This is a genomic window from Paenirhodobacter sp. CAU 1674, assembly GCF_029222945.1.
Classification (GTDB): Bacteria; Pseudomonadota; Alphaproteobacteria; order Rhodobacterales; family Rhodobacteraceae; genus Rhodobacter.
In genome coordinates this window covers 16,910-34,798 of the sequence record NZ_JARHUH010000013.1, presented here as the reverse complement: position 1 = coordinate 34,798, position 17,889 = coordinate 16,910, and the positions used below count along the sequence as shown (strand labels likewise).

The window sequence follows — 17,889 nt, the reverse complement described above, 5'->3', positions numbered from 1 at the left end:
CATGATCCAGCTCCGCCCCCTGATCCTGATTGGCGCGCTGACCGCGCTGGCCGCCTGTTCGGACCCCGAAGCCACCGGGCGCTACATGATCGACCCGGCGCCCGCGACGAAAACCCTGCCCGACCGGCTGGGCCGGGCCGAACTGCGCGAGGTGTCCTTGCCGCAATATGCCTCGGGGCAGGAAATCGCCTGGCAGACGCCCGATGGCGCGCTGCGCTCGACCCCCGACAACGTCTGGGCCGATGACCCGCCGCGTGCGGTCACGCTGGCACTGGCGCGGCAAATCTCGGCCCTGTCGGGCGCCACGGTAATCGCCGAACCCTGGCCCTTGGCCGATGAACCCAGCCGCCGGATCGAGGTGCGTGTCGAACAGTTCCTGGCACGCGCGGACGGCGTGGTGCAGCTGACCGGGGTTTATTACGTCACACCGGCCGGCATGGCGGGCGGGCGTGATCTGGTGCGCCGCTTCGATCTGGCCGTGCCGATTGCCACGCCGGACGGCAAGGCGGCAAACCCGGCGGCCATCGCGCAGGCGCAGTCGCAGGCCGTCGCCCTGCTGGCAGACCGGATTGCCCGGCTCGATTAACGCCCGGGCAGGAAACGACCGTATTGGCCATGCGCGAAGACCAGCGGTTCGCCCTCGGTCGCGGTGGAAAAGCGGGTGACCCGGCCAATGATGATGGTGTGATCGCCGCCTTCGTGGGTGGCCTCGGTCTGGCATTCGAACCGCGCCAGCGTGCCCTCCAGCAGCGGCACCTGTGCGACGTTCAGCGTATGGCTCAGCCCGTCGAACCCGGCACCATTGCGGGTGAACCGATCCGCCAGATCGGCCTGATCGAAACGCAGGACATGGATCGCAAAGGCCGGGGCGGCCGAAAAATGCCGGTGCCGCAACGACGATCGCGCGGCCGACCACAGCACCAGCGCCGGGTCGAGCGAGACCGACGCAAAACTGTTCACGGTAATGCCCAGCGGCGCGCCGCTGTCGGCATCGGGGGCGGTGACCACCGTCACCCCGGTCGCAAACCGCGCCAGCGCAGACCGGAACGCCCGCGGATCGGCCGGATCGGGAACGTGCCCCAGCCCGGTCCGTTCGGCCCGGCTGACGGCCGCTTCAATTTTATCACTTTCGCGCATGGGGCCCCCTTTCCCCACAGATATCGCGATGGGCGCCAAGGGCAACCCGTTAACCGCCAACCGCAAGCACCTGAGCCATCCGCGCAAAACTTGCCTGCGTATTTTCCGGTTCATCCTGTGCCAGAAACTCATCAAGCCCGGGCCAGACCCTGATCGCTGCGTCAATCGTCGGGTCAGAGCCTGCTGCATAAAGCCCTGCCTGAATCATCATCTCGGCCCGGTCATAGGCACCCAGCAGCCGCCGCGCCGTGGCGATCAGCGTATTCTCGGCCGCGCTGGCCGCATCAGGCAACGAACGCGAGACCGAGCGCAACAAATCGACCGCCGGAAACCGGCCACGTTCGGCAATCCGCCGATCCAGCACGACATGCCCATCCAGCACACCGCGCAGAATATCGGCGATCGGCTCCTCCATGTCGGACCCCGCCACCAGCACCGAAAACACCGCCGTTATATCGCCGCTGCCCTCCAGCCCCGGCCCGGCCCGCTCGGCAAGCGACATGATCTGATGCGAGGTCGAGGGCGGGAAGCCCCGCAAGCTCGGCGGTTCGCCCCCCGCCAGCGCGACCTCGCGATGTGCCTCGGCAAAACGCGTCACGCTATCGGCCAGAAACAGCACATGCTTGCCCTGATCGCGGAAATGTTCCGCCACGCTCATCGCCGCCCAGGCGCAGCGTCGCCGCACCAGCGGCGATTGATCCGATGTCGCCGCCACGATTACCGAGCGCGCCATCCCCTCGGGCCCCAGCACCTTTTCCACGAATTCGCGCAGCTCGCGCCCGCGTTCCCCGATCAGCGCGATCACCACGACATCCGCGCTGACCCCGCGCGCGAATTTCGCCAGCAGCGAGGATTTTCCGACACCAGAGCCTGCAAACAAGCCGATCCGCTGCCCCCGGACCAGCGGCAGCAAGGTGTTGAACACCGCCGTCCCGGTCTCGATACGCGCGCCCAGCCGCTGCCGTTGCGCCGCGGCGGGCGGCGGCGCGCGCAGGTCACGCTCCTGCGCGCCTCGCAGCAGCGGGCGGCCATCCAGCGGCCGACCGAAGGCATCGACGATCCGCCCGACCCAACTGTCATGCGGGGCGATTCGGGCCTGGCCCAGCAGTTCCACCTGATCGCGAATGGCGATTCCCTCGACCGCACCATCGGCCAGGAGCGTGACCATATCCTGGCGCAGAGACAACACCTCGGCGCCGATCTCGCGCCCTGACTGGCAGCGAATTTTCGCGCGATCCCCAAGACTTGCACATACCGACAGACCCGACACCTCGATCGTGCCCCGCCCCACTTCGGCCACCCTTCCGACCGGGCGCGCCAGCCCCAGATCCGAGATTTCCGCCCGCAACAGATCGAATTCCGCGAATGCCATTCTGGCCTCCTGTGTTCCTCGAAACGATTTCTAAACGAATCTCTCTTAAGCCTTGGTTGATAGCTCGGAGGAGAAACCCCGATGTTCGAAAAACTCGAAATCATGCAAATCGCGCAGTCCATGGCCCGCCATGCCGCGCTCCGACAGTCTGCCGTGACGCAAAATATCGCGAATGCCGATACCCCTGGCTACAAGGCCAAGGACGTCACTTCTTTTGCCGACACCTATCAGACAGAAGCCCACACCCCGCTGCGCACCAGCCGCGCGGGCCATATCGGCGCGACCGGGGGTTTCGAGGCCCGCGTGACCACGCAGACCGACAGCTCGGCGACCTCGCCCAACGGCAATTCGGTGTCCCTCGAAGACGAGATGGTGAAAGGGGCGGATATCAAACGCCAGCACGACCTTGCCCTGACAATCTATAAAACCTCGCTGGGCCTTCTGCGCACCAGCATTGGCAGGGGCTGACCATGAGCGATTTTTCCAGCACGCTTGCGCTCTCTGCCTCGGGCATGAAGGCTCAGTCCGAGCGGTTGCGCCATGTCTCCGAAAATATCGCCAATGCCGATACCCCCGGCTACCACCGCAAGACCACGGCTTTCGAAGAAGTCGTGGCCGGTGGCCGCAGCACGGGCGCGGTGCAGCTTGGCCCGGTGGAACTCGACCAGACGGAACTGTCGCGGATCTATGATCCGGGCAACCCGCTGGCCGATGAGAGCGGCTACTACGACGGCTCGAATGTCGATCTGGTGGTCGAAATCGCTGACGCGCGCGAAGCGCAGCGCAGCTACGAGGCGAATCTTCGCATGTTCGATCAGACACGGCAAATGTCGTCGGCTCTGCTCGACCTGCTTCGCCGCTGATTGATGGAGGTCCAGAATGGACATGAAAACATCGTTTGCGACCCAAAGCTACGCCCAGGCCCGCACCGCAACCGCCCCGCAGGCGACAGAGGCCGGGCCTGGGCAATCCCCCCTTGGCACGATCGCGTCGAGCTTTGCCGAAGCACTGCAGAACGGCGAGGAAACGGCCCGCGCCGCGATGCTCGGCGGGGCCGACCCGCACACCCTGGTGCAGGCGCTGGCGCAATCGCAACTGGCGATCGAAACTGCGGTCACCGTGCGCGACAAGGTGGTCGAGGCCTATCAGGAAATCCTGCGCATGCCGGTGTGACGATGCAGGAGGTCATCTTCTTCGACACCATGCGTCAGGGCCTGTGGATCGCCGTGATGATTGCGGCCCCCATGCTGACAGTGGCGCTTGTTGCGGGCATCACCATCGGCCTGTTCCAGGCCCTGACCTCGGTACAGGAGATGACGCTCACCTTCGTGCCCAAGGTCGGCGCCATGCTGATCGTGTTCTGGGTGTCGATGTCCTTCATGTCCGAAACCCTCGTCGATTTTTTCACGACGCGGATCATTCCCCTGATCGCCGGGAGCTAACCCATGGATAATGCCATCTACGCCACGCTGTCGCGGCAATCCGGCCTGATGCAGGAGATGCGGACGGTTGCCAACAACATCGCGAACATCTCGACCAGCGGATTCCGCCGCGAAGGCGTGATCTTCTCGGAACATGTCGCGGCGCTTGATGGTGAGGCGCCGTCGATGTCGATGGCCTACGCCCATGGCCGCAATATCAACGACGCCCAGGGCCCGTTGTCGCAAACCGGCGGCGCCTTCGATTTCGCGATCGAGGGTGAAGGGTATTTCATGATCGAAACCCCGCAAGGCAATCAGCTGTCGCGGGCGGGCAGTTTCACCCCCTCGGCCGAGGGGGAGCTGGTAACGCCCGACGGCCATCGTCTGCTGGATGCCGGGGGCACGCCGATTTTCGTGCCAACCGATCAGGGCCCGGTGTCGATGGCGCAGGACGGCACCCTATCTGCCGGCGGCAGGCCGATCGCACAGGTGGGGGTCTATATGCTCGCCGATCCGAACGGGTTGGTGCATACCGGTGGCACCCGCTTCGTGGCCGAGGCTGGCACGGTGCCCGCCGAAGGCGCGGTCCTGCTGCAGGGCTTCGTCGAAGGTTCCAACGTGGAACCGGTGTCGGAAATCGCGCGGATGATCGAGGTCCAGCGCGCCTATGAGATGGGTCAGACCTTCCTGGACCGTGAAGACGAACGAATCCGCAGCGTCATCTCGACGCTTGGCCGATAGGAGGTTTTCCAATGCGTGCATTGCAGATTGCGGCAACCGGGATGAGCGCCCAGCAAATGCGGGTCGAGGTCATCTCGAACAACCTCGCCAACATGTCCACCACCGGCTACAACGCCCGTCGCGCCGAATTCGCCGATCTGCATTATCAGCAGATGACCCGCCCCGGCACGATCACCGCGAACGACGGCACCGTCGTGCCCGCCGGGGTGCAGCTTGGTCTGGGCGTGCGGCCGACCTCGGTCACCGTCACCCTTGCGCAGGGCTCGCTCACCTCCACCGGCGGCGATCTGGATCTGGCGATCGAGGGGCTGGGGTATCTGGAGGTCACGCTGCCCTCCGGTATCTCGGCCTATACCCGCGACGGCGGCCTGAAACGCTCGGCCGATGGCGAGATCGTGACCTCGGATGGTTACTCCGTGGTGCCGGGCATCACGATCCCAGCAGACGCGCGCACCCTGGCGATCAATGCCGCGGGAGAGGTCTATGCCTATTTCGACAATGTCGTGCAACCGACCCTCTTGGGGCAGTTCACGCTGGCGGGCTTCACCAATGAAAAGGGGCTCGAGGCGATGGGCTCCAACCTGTTTCTGGAAACCGGCGCCTCAGGGCCTGCGCAAGTCTCGACCCCGGGCGAAAACGGGCTGGGCACTCTGCGGCAGGGCTATCTGGAGGAAAGCTCGGTCGATCCCGTGCGCGAGATCACCGAACTGATCAAAGCCCAGCGGGGATACGAGCTGAACGCCAAGGTCATCACCGCCGCAGATCAGATGCTCGGTGCGACAACGCAGGTGCGGTGATGCGAACCGCCTGCATCCCGGCCCTGGTGGCACTGCTTGGCACCGCGATGGCAGCGCATGCCGAAGTCGTCCTGGCGGCTCGGACCCTGCCCGCCCAGACAGTCATCAGCATCAGCGATGTGGTGGTCGAAGATGGAGAGATGCCCGGTGCATTGTCCCATCCCGACGATGCCATCGGGCTGGAAACCCGGGTCACCATCTATCCCGGCCGTCCGCTGCATCTTGATGACCTTGGTGCGCCGACGATCATTTCACGCAATCAGACCGTTACCCTTGCCTATCAACAAAGCGGCCTGCGGATTCAGACCGAAGGGCGCGCGCTTGAACGGGCCGCGGTCGGCGACACGATCAGGGTGATGAACATCGCCTCCAAATCCACCGTGATGGCCACGATCGCCGCGGACGGAACCGCCTTCGTGTCCAGACAATGAAAGACACCCCCATGCGCGCTCTTATCCTGCTGCTGCTCAGCACCTCTCTTTTCGCCTGCCAGCGGCTTGGCGAAGTCGGCAAGGCGCCCGACTTCACCCCCGTCGAAACCGGCAACGAGTTCTTCGCGATGACCAGCACCCCGATGCCCGAACAATTACCGGGTCAGGCAGGCACGGTGGATGCCTCGCTCTGGTCGGGCACGCGCGGCTCGCTTCTGGGCGACCGGCGGGCCGCGCAGCGCGGTGACATCCTGACCGTCGTGATCGAGATCGACGAGAAAGCCGAAATCTCTAACAGCACCGGGCGCAGCCGGACCGGCGCAGATTCGATGGGCATCCCGTCGATGCTGGGCATCCCACAGCGTCTGGACCGCCACCTGCCCGAGGGCGCCAGCATGGCCGACGCCTATGCGACGAATTCGAGTTCCAGCTATCAGGGCAACGGATCGGTCGCGCGCAAGGAAAAGATGACCCTGCGGGTGGCCGCGACGATCCTTGACCGCCTGCCCAATGGCGTCTTGCGGATTCAGGGCAGCCAGGAGGTGCGCGTCAACTTCGAGGTGCGCGAACTGATCGTCACCGGCTACGTCCGCCCCGAAGACGTCAGCCGCCAGAATGAAATCACCTATGACAAGATCGCCGGCGCGCGCATTTCCTATGGAGGGCGCGGACAGATCACCGATGTGCAGCAACCCCGGATCGGCCAGCAGGTCGCCGACGTCCTGCTGCCGTTCTGAAGGGGGCCCCGATGAAAAAGCTCATTCCAGTTCTGCTGGCCCTGATCGGTCTGACCGCAGGAGGAGGCGCCGGGTATTTCCTGCGCCCCCCGCCGGAAGAGGCGCTGGCTGAAAACCCCTGCGGTGAAGGCGCGGCCCCTGCGGCGCAGGAGACTGACCCCCCGGCCGAGGGCGAACCGACGGCCGAATACGTCAAACTGAACAATCAGTTTGTCATTCCAATCGTGGAAAATGGCCAGGTGACGGCGCTGGTGATCCTGTCGCTCAGCCTGGAGGTGAAAGTCGGCGCCACCGAAAAGGTCTATGCCGCCGAACCCAAGCTGCGCGACAACCTTCTGCAGGTGATGTTCGATCATGCGAACGCGGGCGGCTTCAAGGGCGCATTCACCGACACCGCCAATATGGAGACCCTGCGCAAAGCCCTGCTGGAGGCCTCTCGCTCGGTTCTGGGGAATGTCGTGACCGGCGTGCTGGTGTCCGACATCGTGCGCCAGGACACCCGGTAATCAGCCCTTCGGCCGTCGGCCCGGAGCCGCCAGTTTCTGGCGGCTCTCCAATTGTTGCAACACATCCGTGCGCCCGAGCGCCTGGGCCGCGATCGCGCGCTGTGCCGCGATCAGAGGGGCAAGCGCCGCCAGATCCCGCGCAACCTCTTCCCTGCGGCGCAGCGTCCAGATCGCGAAGGTTTCCGCCATCTGCCCGGCAAGGGGCGAGGCAAGCCCCTCGTGACGCGCGGCCTGTTCTGCCTGTTGCAAGGCTTGCTCTTGCCGGTCCAGCGCCGTTTTGGCCGCCACGACGCGGGAAAGGCGGGACAGTTCCACCTCTTTCTTCAGTTCGGCCAGTTCGCGCAGCTGCGCCAATTGCCTGATCTGCATCATGCCCCCCCACGTTCGCGCATACGGCGGCGCATCTTTTCGGCAAAGCGGATGGCCGCGGCCACCGGTTTGTAATGTTCGGGCCGGATCTCTTGCCCGACCTCGAGTGTCGCATGAAGCGCGCGCGCCGTCGGTGGATCGGAATGCAGCGGCACGCCGTTTTCCATTGCCACAGCCCGGATGCGCGCCGCCACCTCGTCCACGCCCTTGGCCAGACAGACCGGCGCGCGCCCGCTGCCGCGTGCCCATTGCAGCGCAACGGCATAATGGGTCGGGTTGACGATCACGACATCGGCCTTGGCCACATCCGCGATCATCTGCCTGGTCACGATCTCGATGCCCTTCTGGCGCCGCTGCGCCTTCATATGCGGGTCGCCTTCGGATTGCTTCATCTCATCCATCAGCTCTTTGCGGCTCATCCGGTTGCGCCGCAGGAATTGCGACCGCTGCCACAGATAATCGACCGCACCAAATCCCCCGGACAGCAGGATGATCAGCAACAGAAATTCGACGATCATCTGCAGCAGCGCACCCACTGCCATCTGCGGTTCCAGCCGCTGGGTCACCAGAATCCGGTCGATCCGGTCAAGCAGGAAACCTGCCAGAATGATCGAAATCACACCAAGCTTCAGAAAGCTTTTCAGAAACTCGAACAATCCCGTGCGCCCGAATTTCTGCCCCGCATTGGCGACGGGATTAATCCGGCTGAACTTGGGCACAATCTTTTCCGGCGCGACCACGACCGCCCGTTGCGCCCATAGCGCCAGCAGAACGGCCAGCATCGGCACCAGAAACCATGGTGCCGTGGCCAGCGCGACCCCCGCGAGGATACGGCCCTCGATTGCCGTGCCGCCACCGAACAGCTGTTCGGACAGGGTGTCCGATTGCTCCAGCAGAACCATGGCCTGAGCACCGAACCCTTGCAGGCTGGCAGCGCCCAGTCCGACCGCCGCCAGAACAAAGCCCCCGTAAGTTGCCGCAACCGTGATCTCGGCGGATTTGACCAGATCACCCTTTCTGCGGGCCTCCTCGAGCTTGTGCGGACTAGGCTCAAACTCCTTTTCGCTATCGTCGTCTTCACTCATGGCGTCACCACAAAGGGATTTTCCAGAAAGCCCGCAAAAGCTTCGTGCCATACGGACAAGCCCGTCGGCAGCGCGATCGCCAACAGCACAAGCCCTCCCGCCGTCAGGGCGGGCGCACCGACGAAAGCGACCATCAATTGCGGCATCGCCCGGTTGATCGCCCCGAGCGCGACGTTATAGATCAGCCCCGCCACAACGAACGGCGCCGCAATCGAAAACCCCAGGGCAAACGTCCGGCTTACCCCGGACAGCCCCCAACTGCGCACCAGTTCGGCATCCGGGAACTGACTGGGCGGCAGCGCCTGATAAGAGCCAATCAGGAGCCGCGCCAGTTGCACATGCAGCCCAAGGCTCACCGCGATCGCAAGCCCCCCCATCACCATCAGATGACCGATCGCGGGTTGTGGCTCGCCGCTGGTGCCGCCGAACAGCTGCGACAACGATGTCGCCTGTGCCGCGATCGTCCCCGCGACCTGCAACGCAATCACGAAAAGCCGCAGCATCAGCCCGATCAGCAATCCGACGGCGATCTCGGACGCCAGCCACAGCGGCGGCAGCCGGTCAAGCTGCAGCGCCTGCAACTGCGCGGCCACGGGAGCAGCAACGATGGCCGTAAAGGCGATCGCCAGGCCGAGCCTGACGCGGGCGGGCACGATCTGCTCGCCAAAAGCGGGCAGCACCGCCATTGCGCCCCCGACCCTCAGGAACACCACAAAGCCCAGGAACAGCAGGCCACGGGACGCATCCAGCAGATCGGCAAGGGCCTGCATCATGCCGGAACGACCCCAACCATCGAAGGCCGCGCATCCAGGCCGATCTCTTCAAAGCTCAAAACCGGGGCGGATATTCCCTTCGCCCCCAGCACGGTTTTCAGAAACCGCCGCCTGCGGGTCGAGGTGACAATCGCCGGAAAGATCCCGGCCTCGCCTGCCCGGGCGATCTTGTCGGCGACATTGCTGGCCAGTTTGTTGAACCGGTCGGGCGGCAGGGCGACATCGGTCTGCCCGCGCTCGCCGGTGATCTGGTAGGTGCTGAAGGTTTCTTCCCACTCGGGGGCCAACTGAATCAGCGGCAGCGTGCCATCGTCGCGCCGGAATTCGGCGACCAGCTGAAAGCCCAGCCTCTGGCGCACATGCTCGCAGATCGCCTCGGGGGATTGCAGATTGCGCACCTCGGCGATCGCCTCGACGATCAGCAGCAGATTGCGGATCGAGACCCGTTCTTCCAGCAGCAGCCGCAGCACCGCCAGCAACAGATCGACCGGCACCTTGTCTGGCACCAGTTCATCCAGAATCCGGCGGTTCGCATCGGCCCGGCCGCTGTCCGAAAGGTTGCAGATCTCTTCCAGCAGGCGCCGCAATGCGCGCAGCGTCATCAGCCGCCCGAAATTGCGTTTGATGACCTCCAGCAGATGCGTCGCCAGAACCTCGGTCGGGCCAACGACGGTGGACCCCGACAGCGCCGCCTCTTCCTGCATCGACGACGGCAGCCAGCGTGCAGGCGCCCCATAGACCGGCTCGCGCACATCCTCACCATCGGGCAGGATGTCGCGATTGTCGGCGATCAGCGCCAGAACCCGTTCGGGGTGCAGCCGGTCGCGGGCCTGTTCGACCCCCTGAATGCGAATGCGATAGCTGCCCGGCTCCAGCGCGCCATCGTCGGTCAGGCGGATTTCCGGCAGGATCAGCCCGTAATTGGCCGCGACATGGTTGCGCATGTTGGAAATCCGCGCGTCCAGCCCTGTTGCCGGGTCCAGCGCCATCGCCACCAGATCAGGCGCGAATTCGACGTGTATATCATCAAGATCCAGCACATCGCCCATCGACTTGCGCTTCGCCGTCTCGACCGGCGCGGGCATCTTCATCGCCTCCCGCCGCAGCCGTTTCTGTTCGGCCCGAAACAACAAGAGCGCCGAGCCGCCCAGCACCAGCGCCCCCATGATGAAGGGCACGAACGGCAGCCCGGGCACCAGCGCGAACAGCGCCATCAGCACCGCCACCGTCGCCAGTGCAGGCGGATATTTGCCCAGCTGCTGGAACAGATCATGGTCGGCCGATCCCTTGGCGCCGCCACGCGACAGCAGGATCGCCGAGGCAATCGAGATGATCACCGCGGGGATCTGGCTGACCAGACCGTCACCGACCGTCAGGATCGCATAGGTTTCCAGCGCGCGCCCGACCGGCATGCCATGCACCATGGTGCCGATAATCAGCCCCATCACCAGATTGAGCATGGTGATCAGCAGGCCGGCCACCGCGTCGCCCTTGACGAATTTCGACGCCCCGTCGAGCGACCCGAAGAAGGTCGTCTCGGCCTGCTCCTTTTCGCGCCGCGCACGCGCCTCGGCGTGGTCGATGGCGCCCGCGTTCATATCGCTGTCGATGGCCAGCTGCTTGCCCGGCATCGCGTCAAGCGCAAAGCGCGCCCCCACCTCGGCCATCCGGCCCGCGCCCTTGGTGATGACGATGAAGTTCACAATCAGGATCACGCCGAACACCACCAGCCCGATCAGAACCGAACCGCCCATGATGAAATTGGCGAACCCCTCGATCACATCTCCCGCCGCCCCCGTGCCCGTGTGCCCCTGCCCGATAATCAGCTTGGTGGACGAGACGTTGAGCGACAGCCGCAGCATCAGCGAGGCCAGCAAAACGGTCGGGAATGCGGAAAAATCGAGCGGCCGCTCGATGAACAGGGTGACGGTGAAGATCAGGATCGCAATGGCGAACGAGGTCGCAAGCCCCACGTCCAGCACCCAGGCAGGCACCGGCAGGATCATCATTACGATCACCGCCATCAGCGCCAGCGACAACAGGATCGTCGGCTGAAACACCGTCGCAAGGGTGAGACGCGGCATCATTCGACCTCGGTTCGGCGCAGGGCAATGGCAAACAGACTGGCACCCGGGGCGGCCCCAAGCGGGGGCCTTGTGTCGCTTTTACGCTGCAACAACGGGTAATTGTTTTGCCGTGGCGGCCTTGGCGCGGCCTCTGGGCCATTGGCGGCCAGCACGATATCGGGAATCTCGGGGATGACACCGGCGGGCGATAGCGCCGGATCCGCATGCGCCATGCCATCTTCGGTCAGATAGCGGTTGCGCAGATCGGAAAACCGCGCGGCATAGCGTTCGGCATGTTCCCGCGTGCGCGAATGATAGGCCCCTGCGGCGGCCTTCCACGAGCCCTTTTCCGCATAAAGGTCAGACAGGAACTTCGCAGCGTAAAGCGCATTCGCAAGCGGGTCGAACATTTCGTCGATCGAGGAAAAGCCCTGATTGTGCCATTTGTAATTGATCTGAAAGCAGCCCACATCAAAGCTGCGCGCGCCGCGCTTGAACTCCTTGAAGACATAGGCGCGCGCCTCGTCCAGCGTATCGAACCAATGGCCCGCGCCTTCCATGTTGACGGTCCAGGGCCAGGGTTTGAAAGCCCCGTCCACCTTGCGCCCCGTTTCGGTCAGCGAGATCGCCTTGAGCACCGAGACCGGCACACCTGAACGGCGCGATGCCTCGACCGCCGCGTTTTCGCACATCTGCGATAACCGCGCGGTGGCCGCCTGCGCAGGGCCCATACCCGCAGCAAGTGACATGGTCAGACAGACACCAAAGATAAGACGCCACACGGTCGCCATGGGATTCGCCCCCGATACGCAATTCTTGCTCTGGGGAACGCTAGGCGCAGAGTCTTTAGAAATCGTAAGGAACGACCCGGATTTTGGCTGGCCTCAGCCCGTGCCCGGCCAACGCGCAAGCCGCGCAATATAGTCGGAATGCAGGCTGGGCCCGGCCACGACCAGACCGTTGGCCTGCGCCGTCGGCGCATTGAACTGCAGCCCGGCCCCCAGCCGGTCGGTGGCACGGGCCCCCGCGCGTTCGGCAATCAGGCTGGCCGCGGCGATGTCCCATTCCCACGCGGGGCGCAGCGAAATCGTCGCGTCGAACTGCCCGTCCGCCACCAGGCACAGACGCCAGGCTAGGGACGAGCGGAAACTGCGTTTGTAGCCCGGCACCGCCCCGCCAAGCCAGTGATGCGGATCGTCGGACAGCCTCGAGGTCAGCACCGTGCTTCCCTCGAGCGCGGCGACCGTCGAGGGCGCAATCGGCGCCCCGTTCAGCAAGGCAGGCCCGTCAGACGTGGCGGTATAGGTCAGCCCCAGCGCGGGCAGATGCACGACCCCGGCCACGATCCGCCCGGCCTCGGCCACGGCGATGGCATGCGCGAACCCGCCCTCATTGGCCAGAAACGCCCGCGTGCCATCAATCGGATCGACGATGAACACCCGTTCGGCCGCCAGCCGCGCGGCACTATCCGCGCTTTCTTCGGACAGCCAGCCATAATCGGGCCTGGCCGCGCGCAACTCGGCCTCCAGCATGTCATTGACCGCCAGATCCGCCTCCGATACGGGCCCGGCGCCCGCGCCCTTGTCCCAGGCCTCGGGCGATTTCTGCCAGTAACGCAGGGCAATGTCCCCTGCGGCCCGCGCGGCATCGGTCAGCAGCGTCAGATCGGTCGCGGGGTTACTGGCCTGCAAGCGTCAGCCCCTCGATCAGCAGCGAGGGCACCAGATGGCTCAGATGGGCGCGCGCGTCATTGGCCGGCGTGATCCGCAACAGCATCTCGCGCAGGTTGCCCGCCACGGTGCATTCGTTGACCGGATAGGCAATCTGCCCGTTCTCGACCCAGAACCCCGAGGCACCGCGAGAATAATCGCCGGTGGTCGGATTGATCGTCGATCCGATGAAGGACGTGATCAGCAGCCCGGTGCCCATCTGTGCGATCAGATCGTCGCGCGTGGCACTGCCCGGCGTCAGCGTCACGTTGCCCACGCTGGGCGATGGCGGCGAGGATGTCCCGCGCGACGCGCTGGCGGTGCTTTGCAGCCCCAGCTTGCGCGCGGTCGCCAGATCGAGCGTCCAGCTTTGCAGCACGCCCTCGGACACGATCGCACGCCGCGCGGTCGGCAGGCCTTCGGCATCGAAGGGACGCGAGCCGGAAATCCGCGGCCGGTGCGGCTCTTCTGTCAGCGACAGCCCCGCAGGCAGAACCTGCGTGCCCATCCCGTCGCGCAGCCAGGACGCCCCGCGCGCAATCGCACTGCCGTTGATCGCCGCCAGCAGATGGCCGATCAGGCTGCCCGCGATGCGTTCGTCGAACAACACCGGATAAGCGCCGGTCTTCGGCCGCCGCGGCTGCGCACGTTCGACCGCGCGTTGCCCGGCCTGCGCACCGACCGAGGCGGCATCAGGCAGATCGGCCTGAAAGGTGCGGCTCTCGGCGGCCCAGTCACGCTCCATCGACAGGCCCTCGCCCGAGATTGCCACGGCAGACACCGAACGAGAGCTGCGCCCATATCCGCCCGAAAACCCGTTCGTCGCGGCGATATGCAAACGCCTGCGCGAATAGGACGCCGATGCCGATTGCACCTGCGTCACACCCGCCACGGCCAGCGCGGCGGCTTCGGCCTCGCGCGCATCACGTTCCAGCGCCGCGGCGGCAGGTTCGGGGCTGGTATCTTCCAGTTCCAGCGCGGCGCTATCCCAGTGCCGGGCGATCTGGTCAGGGTCGGCCAGCCCGGCATAGGGATCTTCGGGCGCCTCGCGTGCCATCGCCACCGCGCGTTCGGCCATGTCGGCAATGGTACGCGCCGAAACATCGGAGGCCGAGACACAGGCCTGACGCCCACCGATCAGCACACGCAGCCCGATCTCGACCCCTTCCGAACGTTCGGCCTGTTCCAGCCCGCCCGCCCGCACGTCGATCGACACCGCGCGCCCATCTACCGCAATCGCATCGGCGGCGTGCGCACCCGCCTTGGTGGCGGCCGCCAGAAGTGCAGCGGTCAGATCGGAAAGTCGCGTGTCGGACATGAAGGCTCCTGAATGAAAAGACCGCCCGGTTTGGCCGGGCGGCCCCGTGTTTCATGCATCCTTACTGGATGCGCTGGCCATTGGCGAGGATTTCGCCGCCTTCCTTGAACTCGATCTTCGACGTCATCTCATCCTCGCCCGCAGGCACGGCATAAAGCCCCATCATCATGCGCGCGAACATCGCCTGATCCTGCGGCATCAGCCCCATCGTCACCAGCTTGTCCATCAGGCCGTTGGCGCCCACCAGCTTCAGGTCGATCGCACCCAGCGGCATCGGCATGCCCATCGAATTGTCGAAGGTCAGCGCGCCCTTGCCGGTCAGGTCGGCACCGGCCAGCGTCAGCTGGACGCGATTGATGTCGAGCGTCTCGACCTCGACCGGCGGCATCGGCTGCGCGGCGCTTTCGGGCGAGAACAGATCCATCGTCGGACGCATCTTCCCGGTCAGGTCGATGACCAGCGTCGCCGGATCACGCGGCAGCTGCGCGGTCGGGTCGAACATGCCCCAGATCTCGTCCGAGACGGTCAGCCCGACCAGACCGATCTTGCCGGTGAAGGGCTGGGCCGCATCGGATTTCGACAGCGGCAGCGCGAAATCGGCGTTCACCTGATCCAGCGCGGCACTCAGCGGCATCGGCAACTGCGGCGAGGTCATTTCCATCGTCGTGCCATTACTGGCCGCCTGATAAACCACGCCCTCGGGGCTGAGCGCAAAGTTCAGACGCCCTTTCTGCGCAGCCCCCGCCAGTTTGGTCGCGCCTTCGGGTGCCTCGGCATCGACCGAATAGCTCGACGCGCCATAGCTTGCATTCATCGACATCGACAGCCCGGCCGCCAAGGCCGCGGGCATATCCTCCATCGTCACACCCTCGGGCATCGCCATCGCGCTTTGCAGTTTCAGATCGGCCAACTGCCCATCCAGCGCGAAAGTGCCGCTCCCGTCGGGATCGGCGCCCGAGGCCGTCATCTTGATGCCGGAAATCGCGACATTGGAGTCGACCTTCTGCCCGGCGACGTCCTGCACCTGATATTTGCCCGAAACCCCGCTGATCGACAGCCAGAGCTTGATCGGAACATTCTTTTCACCGTCCAGCACGGTCTGATCCAGATCGACCACGATCTCGGGCGCGGTCACGTCATAGGACAGGTTCTCGGGCGTGCCCGACACGATGGTCACCGCATTGGCCTGACGGATATTGATCGCCATCTGCATCTGGGCATCCTCGGCAGATTTCGCGTCGGCCTCGGCCTTGATCTCGGGCGAAACCCTCACCTCGACGGTACCGTCGCCCAGCTCGCGCAGCCGCACCTCGGGGATCAGCATGTTGAAGCTGGCCTCGGGGGTTTCGCTTTTCATCTGCACCCCGCTGACCACCAGCGTGTCACCGGATTTCTCGGTCCCTGCCGTGGTCATGTCGTAGCCATAGGCCGCATATTGCTGCGACCATGCGTCCCAGACCTGTTCGGCAGTCACATCTGCCCACAGCGCCGTGCTTCCCAGAAGCGAAAAACACACACCCAGCCCTGCGGTTTTCAACCGAGTCATCATCCTACCCTTCCGGTTTGAAATCGTTGCGCGCAGCATCCCGTGGTGCGCCACGATGGTCAAGGGCTTGCTGGCTTGCTAGGAGGTAAGGAAAGGGTGACCAGACAGCGACAGGAGAGGCAGATGATCCGGCTCGATATTGACGATGGCCTTTGGACGGTAACGATCGACCGGCCCGAAAAGGCGAACTCCCTGACCCGGGCGATGCTGGGCGAGATTGCCGATATAGCCGAACGCGCCGCGCGCGAAGAGGCGAGGGTGTTCGTGTTGCGCGGCGAGGGCAAGGTGTTTTCGGCGGGCGCCGATCTGGACGAGGCGCGCGCCGGGCTTGCCACCGATCCGGTCTGGGAACGGCTGTCGGGCGCGATCGCGGCGCTGCCCTGCCTGACCATCGCGGCGCTGAACGGCACGCTCGCGGGGGGCGCGATGGGCATGGTTCTGGCCTGCGATCTGCGCATCGCCGTGCCGGGCGCGAAGGTCTTCTACCCGGTGATGAAGCTGGGCTTCCTGCCGCAGCCTTCGGACCCGAAACGGATGGCCGCGCTGATCGGTCCGGCACGCAGCAAGATAATCCTGATGGCAGGGCAGAAGATCGAGGCCGAAGAGGCCTGCGACTGGGGGCTGATCGACCGGATCGTCGCCCCCGAGGCGCTGGCCGACACCGTGGCCACGCTGGCCGCCGATGCCCGCGCCGCCAGCCCCGCCCATGTGGCCGGGATCAAGGCGCTGATCTGACATGCAGACGCCCGGGGCAACCCACCCCGGGCGTGTTGCGATCCGATGCCCGATCGGCTTAGCCGTAGACGGCTTCCTTGCCGAAATGCTTGGTCAGCATGTAATAGACCACGGCACGGTATTTGTTGCGCTCCGAACGGCCATAGGTCTCGATCACCGCGTCGATCGCATCCATCAGCTCGGGGCCATCGGCAAGCCCGAGTTTCTTGATAAGGAAATTGTTCTTCACGGTTTCCAGCTCGGCCGGCTGACCCGCCGCCACCGTCGAGGAATCCGCATTGTAGATTGCCGGACCGCAGCCGACCGTGACCTTGGTCAGCAGGTCCATATCCGGCGTCATACCGCATTTGTTTTGCAGATCGTCCGCGTATTTGGCGATCAGATCGTCGCGTTTACCCATTTTCTCACTCCCACCTGTCCGGTTTGCTTATGCATGGGCGGGCCCCATGTCGGACCAAAGCGTAAGAGGAAAGGCGACGCAGAACCAAGGGAAATCTGCGCCCTTCCTCCCCCCTGCCGTAGGGGCAAGCGGCAAATGGCTTAGCCGCGCTGGAGCTGGATGAAATACTGGTTGGCCAGCAGCGTCAGTTCGGCCCGGCCGCCCAAGAGCCCCATGACCGCCTCGACCGCGCGCTTGACCGGCGCCCCGCTGCGTTCGCTTTGCCAGTTGAAATCATCGCCCGAGATGATGCCGTTCAGCTTCACCTTGCGCAGGCTCATCTCCAGATCCTGTCCGATGAAGGGCTCGTTATGGTTGCCGTCCAGATAGATCCAGTCGAGGCTGTGATCGGGCATCGCGGCCAGCGCCACATCCGACATCGCCCGGTGAATGGTGACGCGGCTGTCATCCTTGAACTTCTCGACGACCGACAGGTATTTCTCTTCCATCAGGTCTTCGTTCTTCTTGCGCCCGAAGCCGGTGTTGCCGAATTCCGGCTGATAGAGCCAGGGGTCGATCAGGTGCAGGGCGGTGGGCTCGCATTCGTTCAGGATGCGCTCCGAGAAGTTGCCCTCCCACACACCGACCTCGGCGCAGACCGCCCCTTTGGGCATCATAGCCAGCAATTTACCGCGCACGCGGTCCCGTTTCGACGTTTCCATTTACTGCCCTCACTCGCCTTTTCCCGGCGCATTTTACCTGCCGGG

At 64.7% G+C, this 17,889-nt stretch carries 23 protein-coding genes; 11 read left to right on the top strand and 12 right to left on the bottom strand.

Translation table 11 applies throughout. The features are described 5' to 3' along the window. Window position 1: 1 nt before the first annotated feature. Window positions 2-586: a PqiC family protein gene (locus P2G62_RS16160; RefSeq protein ID WP_275735918.1), complete on the top strand. Its 585-nt coding sequence runs from the start codon at window positions 2-4 to the stop codon at window positions 584-586. Here P2G62_RS16160 and P2G62_RS16155 read toward each other — a convergent pair. Further along, entirely contained in the window at window positions 583-1,137 is a 555-nt protein-coding gene (locus tag P2G62_RS16155) for a flavin reductase family protein (RefSeq protein ID WP_275735917.1), read from the bottom strand. The two genes, P2G62_RS16160 and P2G62_RS16155, sit on opposite strands and share 4 nt — an antisense overlap. A 49-nt stretch (window positions 1,138-1,186) precedes the next feature. Further along, complete coding sequence (locus P2G62_RS16150; protein WP_275735916.1) at window positions 1,187-2,509, bottom strand: FliI/YscN family ATPase; 1,323 nt, start codon at window positions 2,507-2,509, stop codon at window positions 1,187-1,189. Between the two features lie 81 nt (window positions 2,510-2,590). On the opposite strand from P2G62_RS16150, the gene P2G62_RS16145 reads away from it, so the two are divergent. From P2G62_RS16145 to P2G62_RS16105, 9 genes are read left to right on the top strand one after another with little or no spacing between them, the layout of a single operon-like run. Further along, the gene (locus tag P2G62_RS16145; protein ID WP_275735915.1) at window positions 2,591-2,977 is read left to right on the top strand and encodes a FlgB family protein; all 387 of its coding nucleotides are present in this window, start codon (window positions 2,591-2,593) and stop codon (window positions 2,975-2,977) included. A 2-nt stretch (window positions 2,978-2,979) separates the two neighbouring features. Beyond that, on the top strand, window positions 2,980-3,372 hold the full coding sequence (gene flgC, locus P2G62_RS16140) for a flagellar basal body rod protein FlgC (protein WP_275735914.1): 393 nt from the start codon (window positions 2,980-2,982) through the stop codon (window positions 3,370-3,372). Between the two features lie 16 nt (window positions 3,373-3,388). Further along, entirely contained in the window at window positions 3,389-3,682 is a 294-nt protein-coding gene (fliE, locus tag P2G62_RS16135) for a flagellar hook-basal body complex protein FliE (RefSeq protein WP_275735913.1), read from the top strand. Between the two features lie 2 nt (window positions 3,683-3,684). Beyond that, window positions 3,685-3,951 carry a flagellar biosynthetic protein FliQ gene (locus P2G62_RS16130; RefSeq protein ID WP_275735912.1) on the top strand — a complete coding sequence of 89 codons (267 nt, stop codon included), beginning with the start codon at window positions 3,685-3,687 and terminating at the stop codon, window positions 3,949-3,951. A gap of 3 nt (window positions 3,952-3,954) precedes the next feature. Then, a complete protein-coding gene (locus tag P2G62_RS16125) occupies window positions 3,955-4,671 on the top strand; it encodes a flagellar hook-basal body complex protein (RefSeq protein WP_275735911.1) in 717 nt (238 codons plus the stop codon). An 11-nt stretch (window positions 4,672-4,682) separates the two neighbouring features. Further along, window positions 4,683-5,468 (top strand): flagellar basal-body rod protein FlgG, encoded by a 786-nt coding sequence (gene flgG / locus P2G62_RS16120; RefSeq protein WP_275735910.1) that lies wholly within the window; start codon window positions 4,683-4,685, stop codon window positions 5,466-5,468. After that, on the top strand, window positions 5,468-5,899 hold the full coding sequence (flgA, locus tag P2G62_RS16115; protein WP_275735909.1) for a flagellar basal body P-ring formation chaperone FlgA: 432 nt from the start codon (window positions 5,468-5,470) through the stop codon (window positions 5,897-5,899). The genes flgG and flgA overlap by 1 nt, the downstream gene beginning before the upstream one ends. Before the next feature lie 11 nt (window positions 5,900-5,910). Then, window positions 5,911-6,636 (top strand): flagellar basal body L-ring protein FlgH, encoded by a 726-nt coding sequence (gene flgH / locus P2G62_RS16110; RefSeq protein WP_275735908.1) that lies wholly within the window; start codon window positions 5,911-5,913, stop codon window positions 6,634-6,636. Between the two features lie 11 nt (window positions 6,637-6,647). Beyond that, the gene (locus tag P2G62_RS16105) at window positions 6,648-7,142 is read left to right on the top strand and encodes a flagellar basal body-associated FliL family protein (protein ID WP_275735907.1); all 495 of its coding nucleotides are present in this window, start codon (window positions 6,648-6,650) and stop codon (window positions 7,140-7,142) included. Here the strand turns inward: P2G62_RS16105 and P2G62_RS16100 are convergent, their stop codons facing one another. From P2G62_RS16100 to P2G62_RS16065, 8 genes are all read right to left on the bottom strand, one after another. Next, complete coding sequence (locus P2G62_RS16100; protein ID WP_275735906.1) at window positions 7,143-7,511, bottom strand: hypothetical protein; 369 nt, start codon at window positions 7,509-7,511, stop codon at window positions 7,143-7,145. Next, entirely contained in the window at window positions 7,511-8,596 is a 1,086-nt protein-coding gene (locus tag P2G62_RS16095) for a flagellar type III secretion system protein FlhB (RefSeq protein ID WP_275735905.1), read from the bottom strand. The genes P2G62_RS16100 and P2G62_RS16095 overlap by 1 nt, the downstream gene beginning before the upstream one ends. Next, a complete protein-coding gene (locus tag P2G62_RS16090) occupies window positions 8,593-9,369 on the bottom strand; it encodes a flagellar biosynthetic protein FliR (protein ID WP_275735904.1) in 777 nt (258 codons plus the stop codon). The genes P2G62_RS16095 and P2G62_RS16090 overlap by 4 nt, the downstream gene beginning before the upstream one ends. Next, the gene (gene flhA, locus P2G62_RS16085; RefSeq protein ID WP_275735903.1) at window positions 9,366-11,453 is read right to left on the bottom strand and encodes a flagellar biosynthesis protein FlhA; all 2,088 of its coding nucleotides are present in this window, start codon (window positions 11,451-11,453) and stop codon (window positions 9,366-9,368) included. Before flhA ends, P2G62_RS16090 begins: the two co-directional genes overlap by 4 nt. Further along, window positions 11,453-12,226 (bottom strand): transglycosylase SLT domain-containing protein, encoded by a 774-nt coding sequence (locus tag P2G62_RS16080; RefSeq protein ID WP_275735902.1) that lies wholly within the window; start codon window positions 12,224-12,226, stop codon window positions 11,453-11,455. The genes flhA and P2G62_RS16080 overlap by 1 nt, the downstream gene beginning before the upstream one ends. A gap of 93 nt (window positions 12,227-12,319) precedes the next feature. After that, the gene (locus P2G62_RS16075; RefSeq protein ID WP_275735901.1) at window positions 12,320-13,126 is read right to left on the bottom strand and encodes a 3'(2'),5'-bisphosphate nucleotidase CysQ; all 807 of its coding nucleotides are present in this window, start codon (window positions 13,124-13,126) and stop codon (window positions 12,320-12,322) included. After that, window positions 13,113-14,462: a TldD/PmbA family protein gene (locus tag P2G62_RS16070; protein ID WP_275735900.1), complete on the bottom strand. Its 1,350-nt coding sequence runs from the start codon at window positions 14,460-14,462 to the stop codon at window positions 13,113-13,115. The genes P2G62_RS16075 and P2G62_RS16070 overlap by 14 nt, the downstream gene beginning before the upstream one ends. A gap of 61 nt (window positions 14,463-14,523) precedes the next feature. Then, entirely contained in the window at window positions 14,524-16,008 is a 1,485-nt protein-coding gene (locus P2G62_RS16065) for a DUF2125 domain-containing protein (RefSeq protein ID WP_275735899.1), read from the bottom strand. Between the two features lie 123 nt (window positions 16,009-16,131). On the opposite strand from P2G62_RS16065, the gene P2G62_RS16060 reads away from it, so the two are divergent. Then, window positions 16,132-16,743, top strand: a complete 612-nt coding sequence (locus P2G62_RS16060; RefSeq protein ID WP_275735898.1) for an enoyl-CoA hydratase/isomerase family protein — start codon at window positions 16,132-16,134, stop codon at window positions 16,741-16,743. 58 nt (window positions 16,744-16,801) lie between these two features. Here P2G62_RS16060 and P2G62_RS16055 read toward each other — a convergent pair whose 3' ends face one another. Next, a complete protein-coding gene (locus P2G62_RS16055; protein WP_275735897.1) occupies window positions 16,802-17,143 on the bottom strand; it encodes a DUF2853 family protein in 342 nt (113 codons plus the stop codon). Between the two features lie 140 nt (window positions 17,144-17,283). Then, entirely contained in the window at window positions 17,284-17,844 is a 561-nt protein-coding gene (locus P2G62_RS16050; RefSeq protein ID WP_275735896.1) for a class I SAM-dependent methyltransferase, read from the bottom strand. Window positions 17,845-17,889 lie beyond the last annotated feature (45 nt).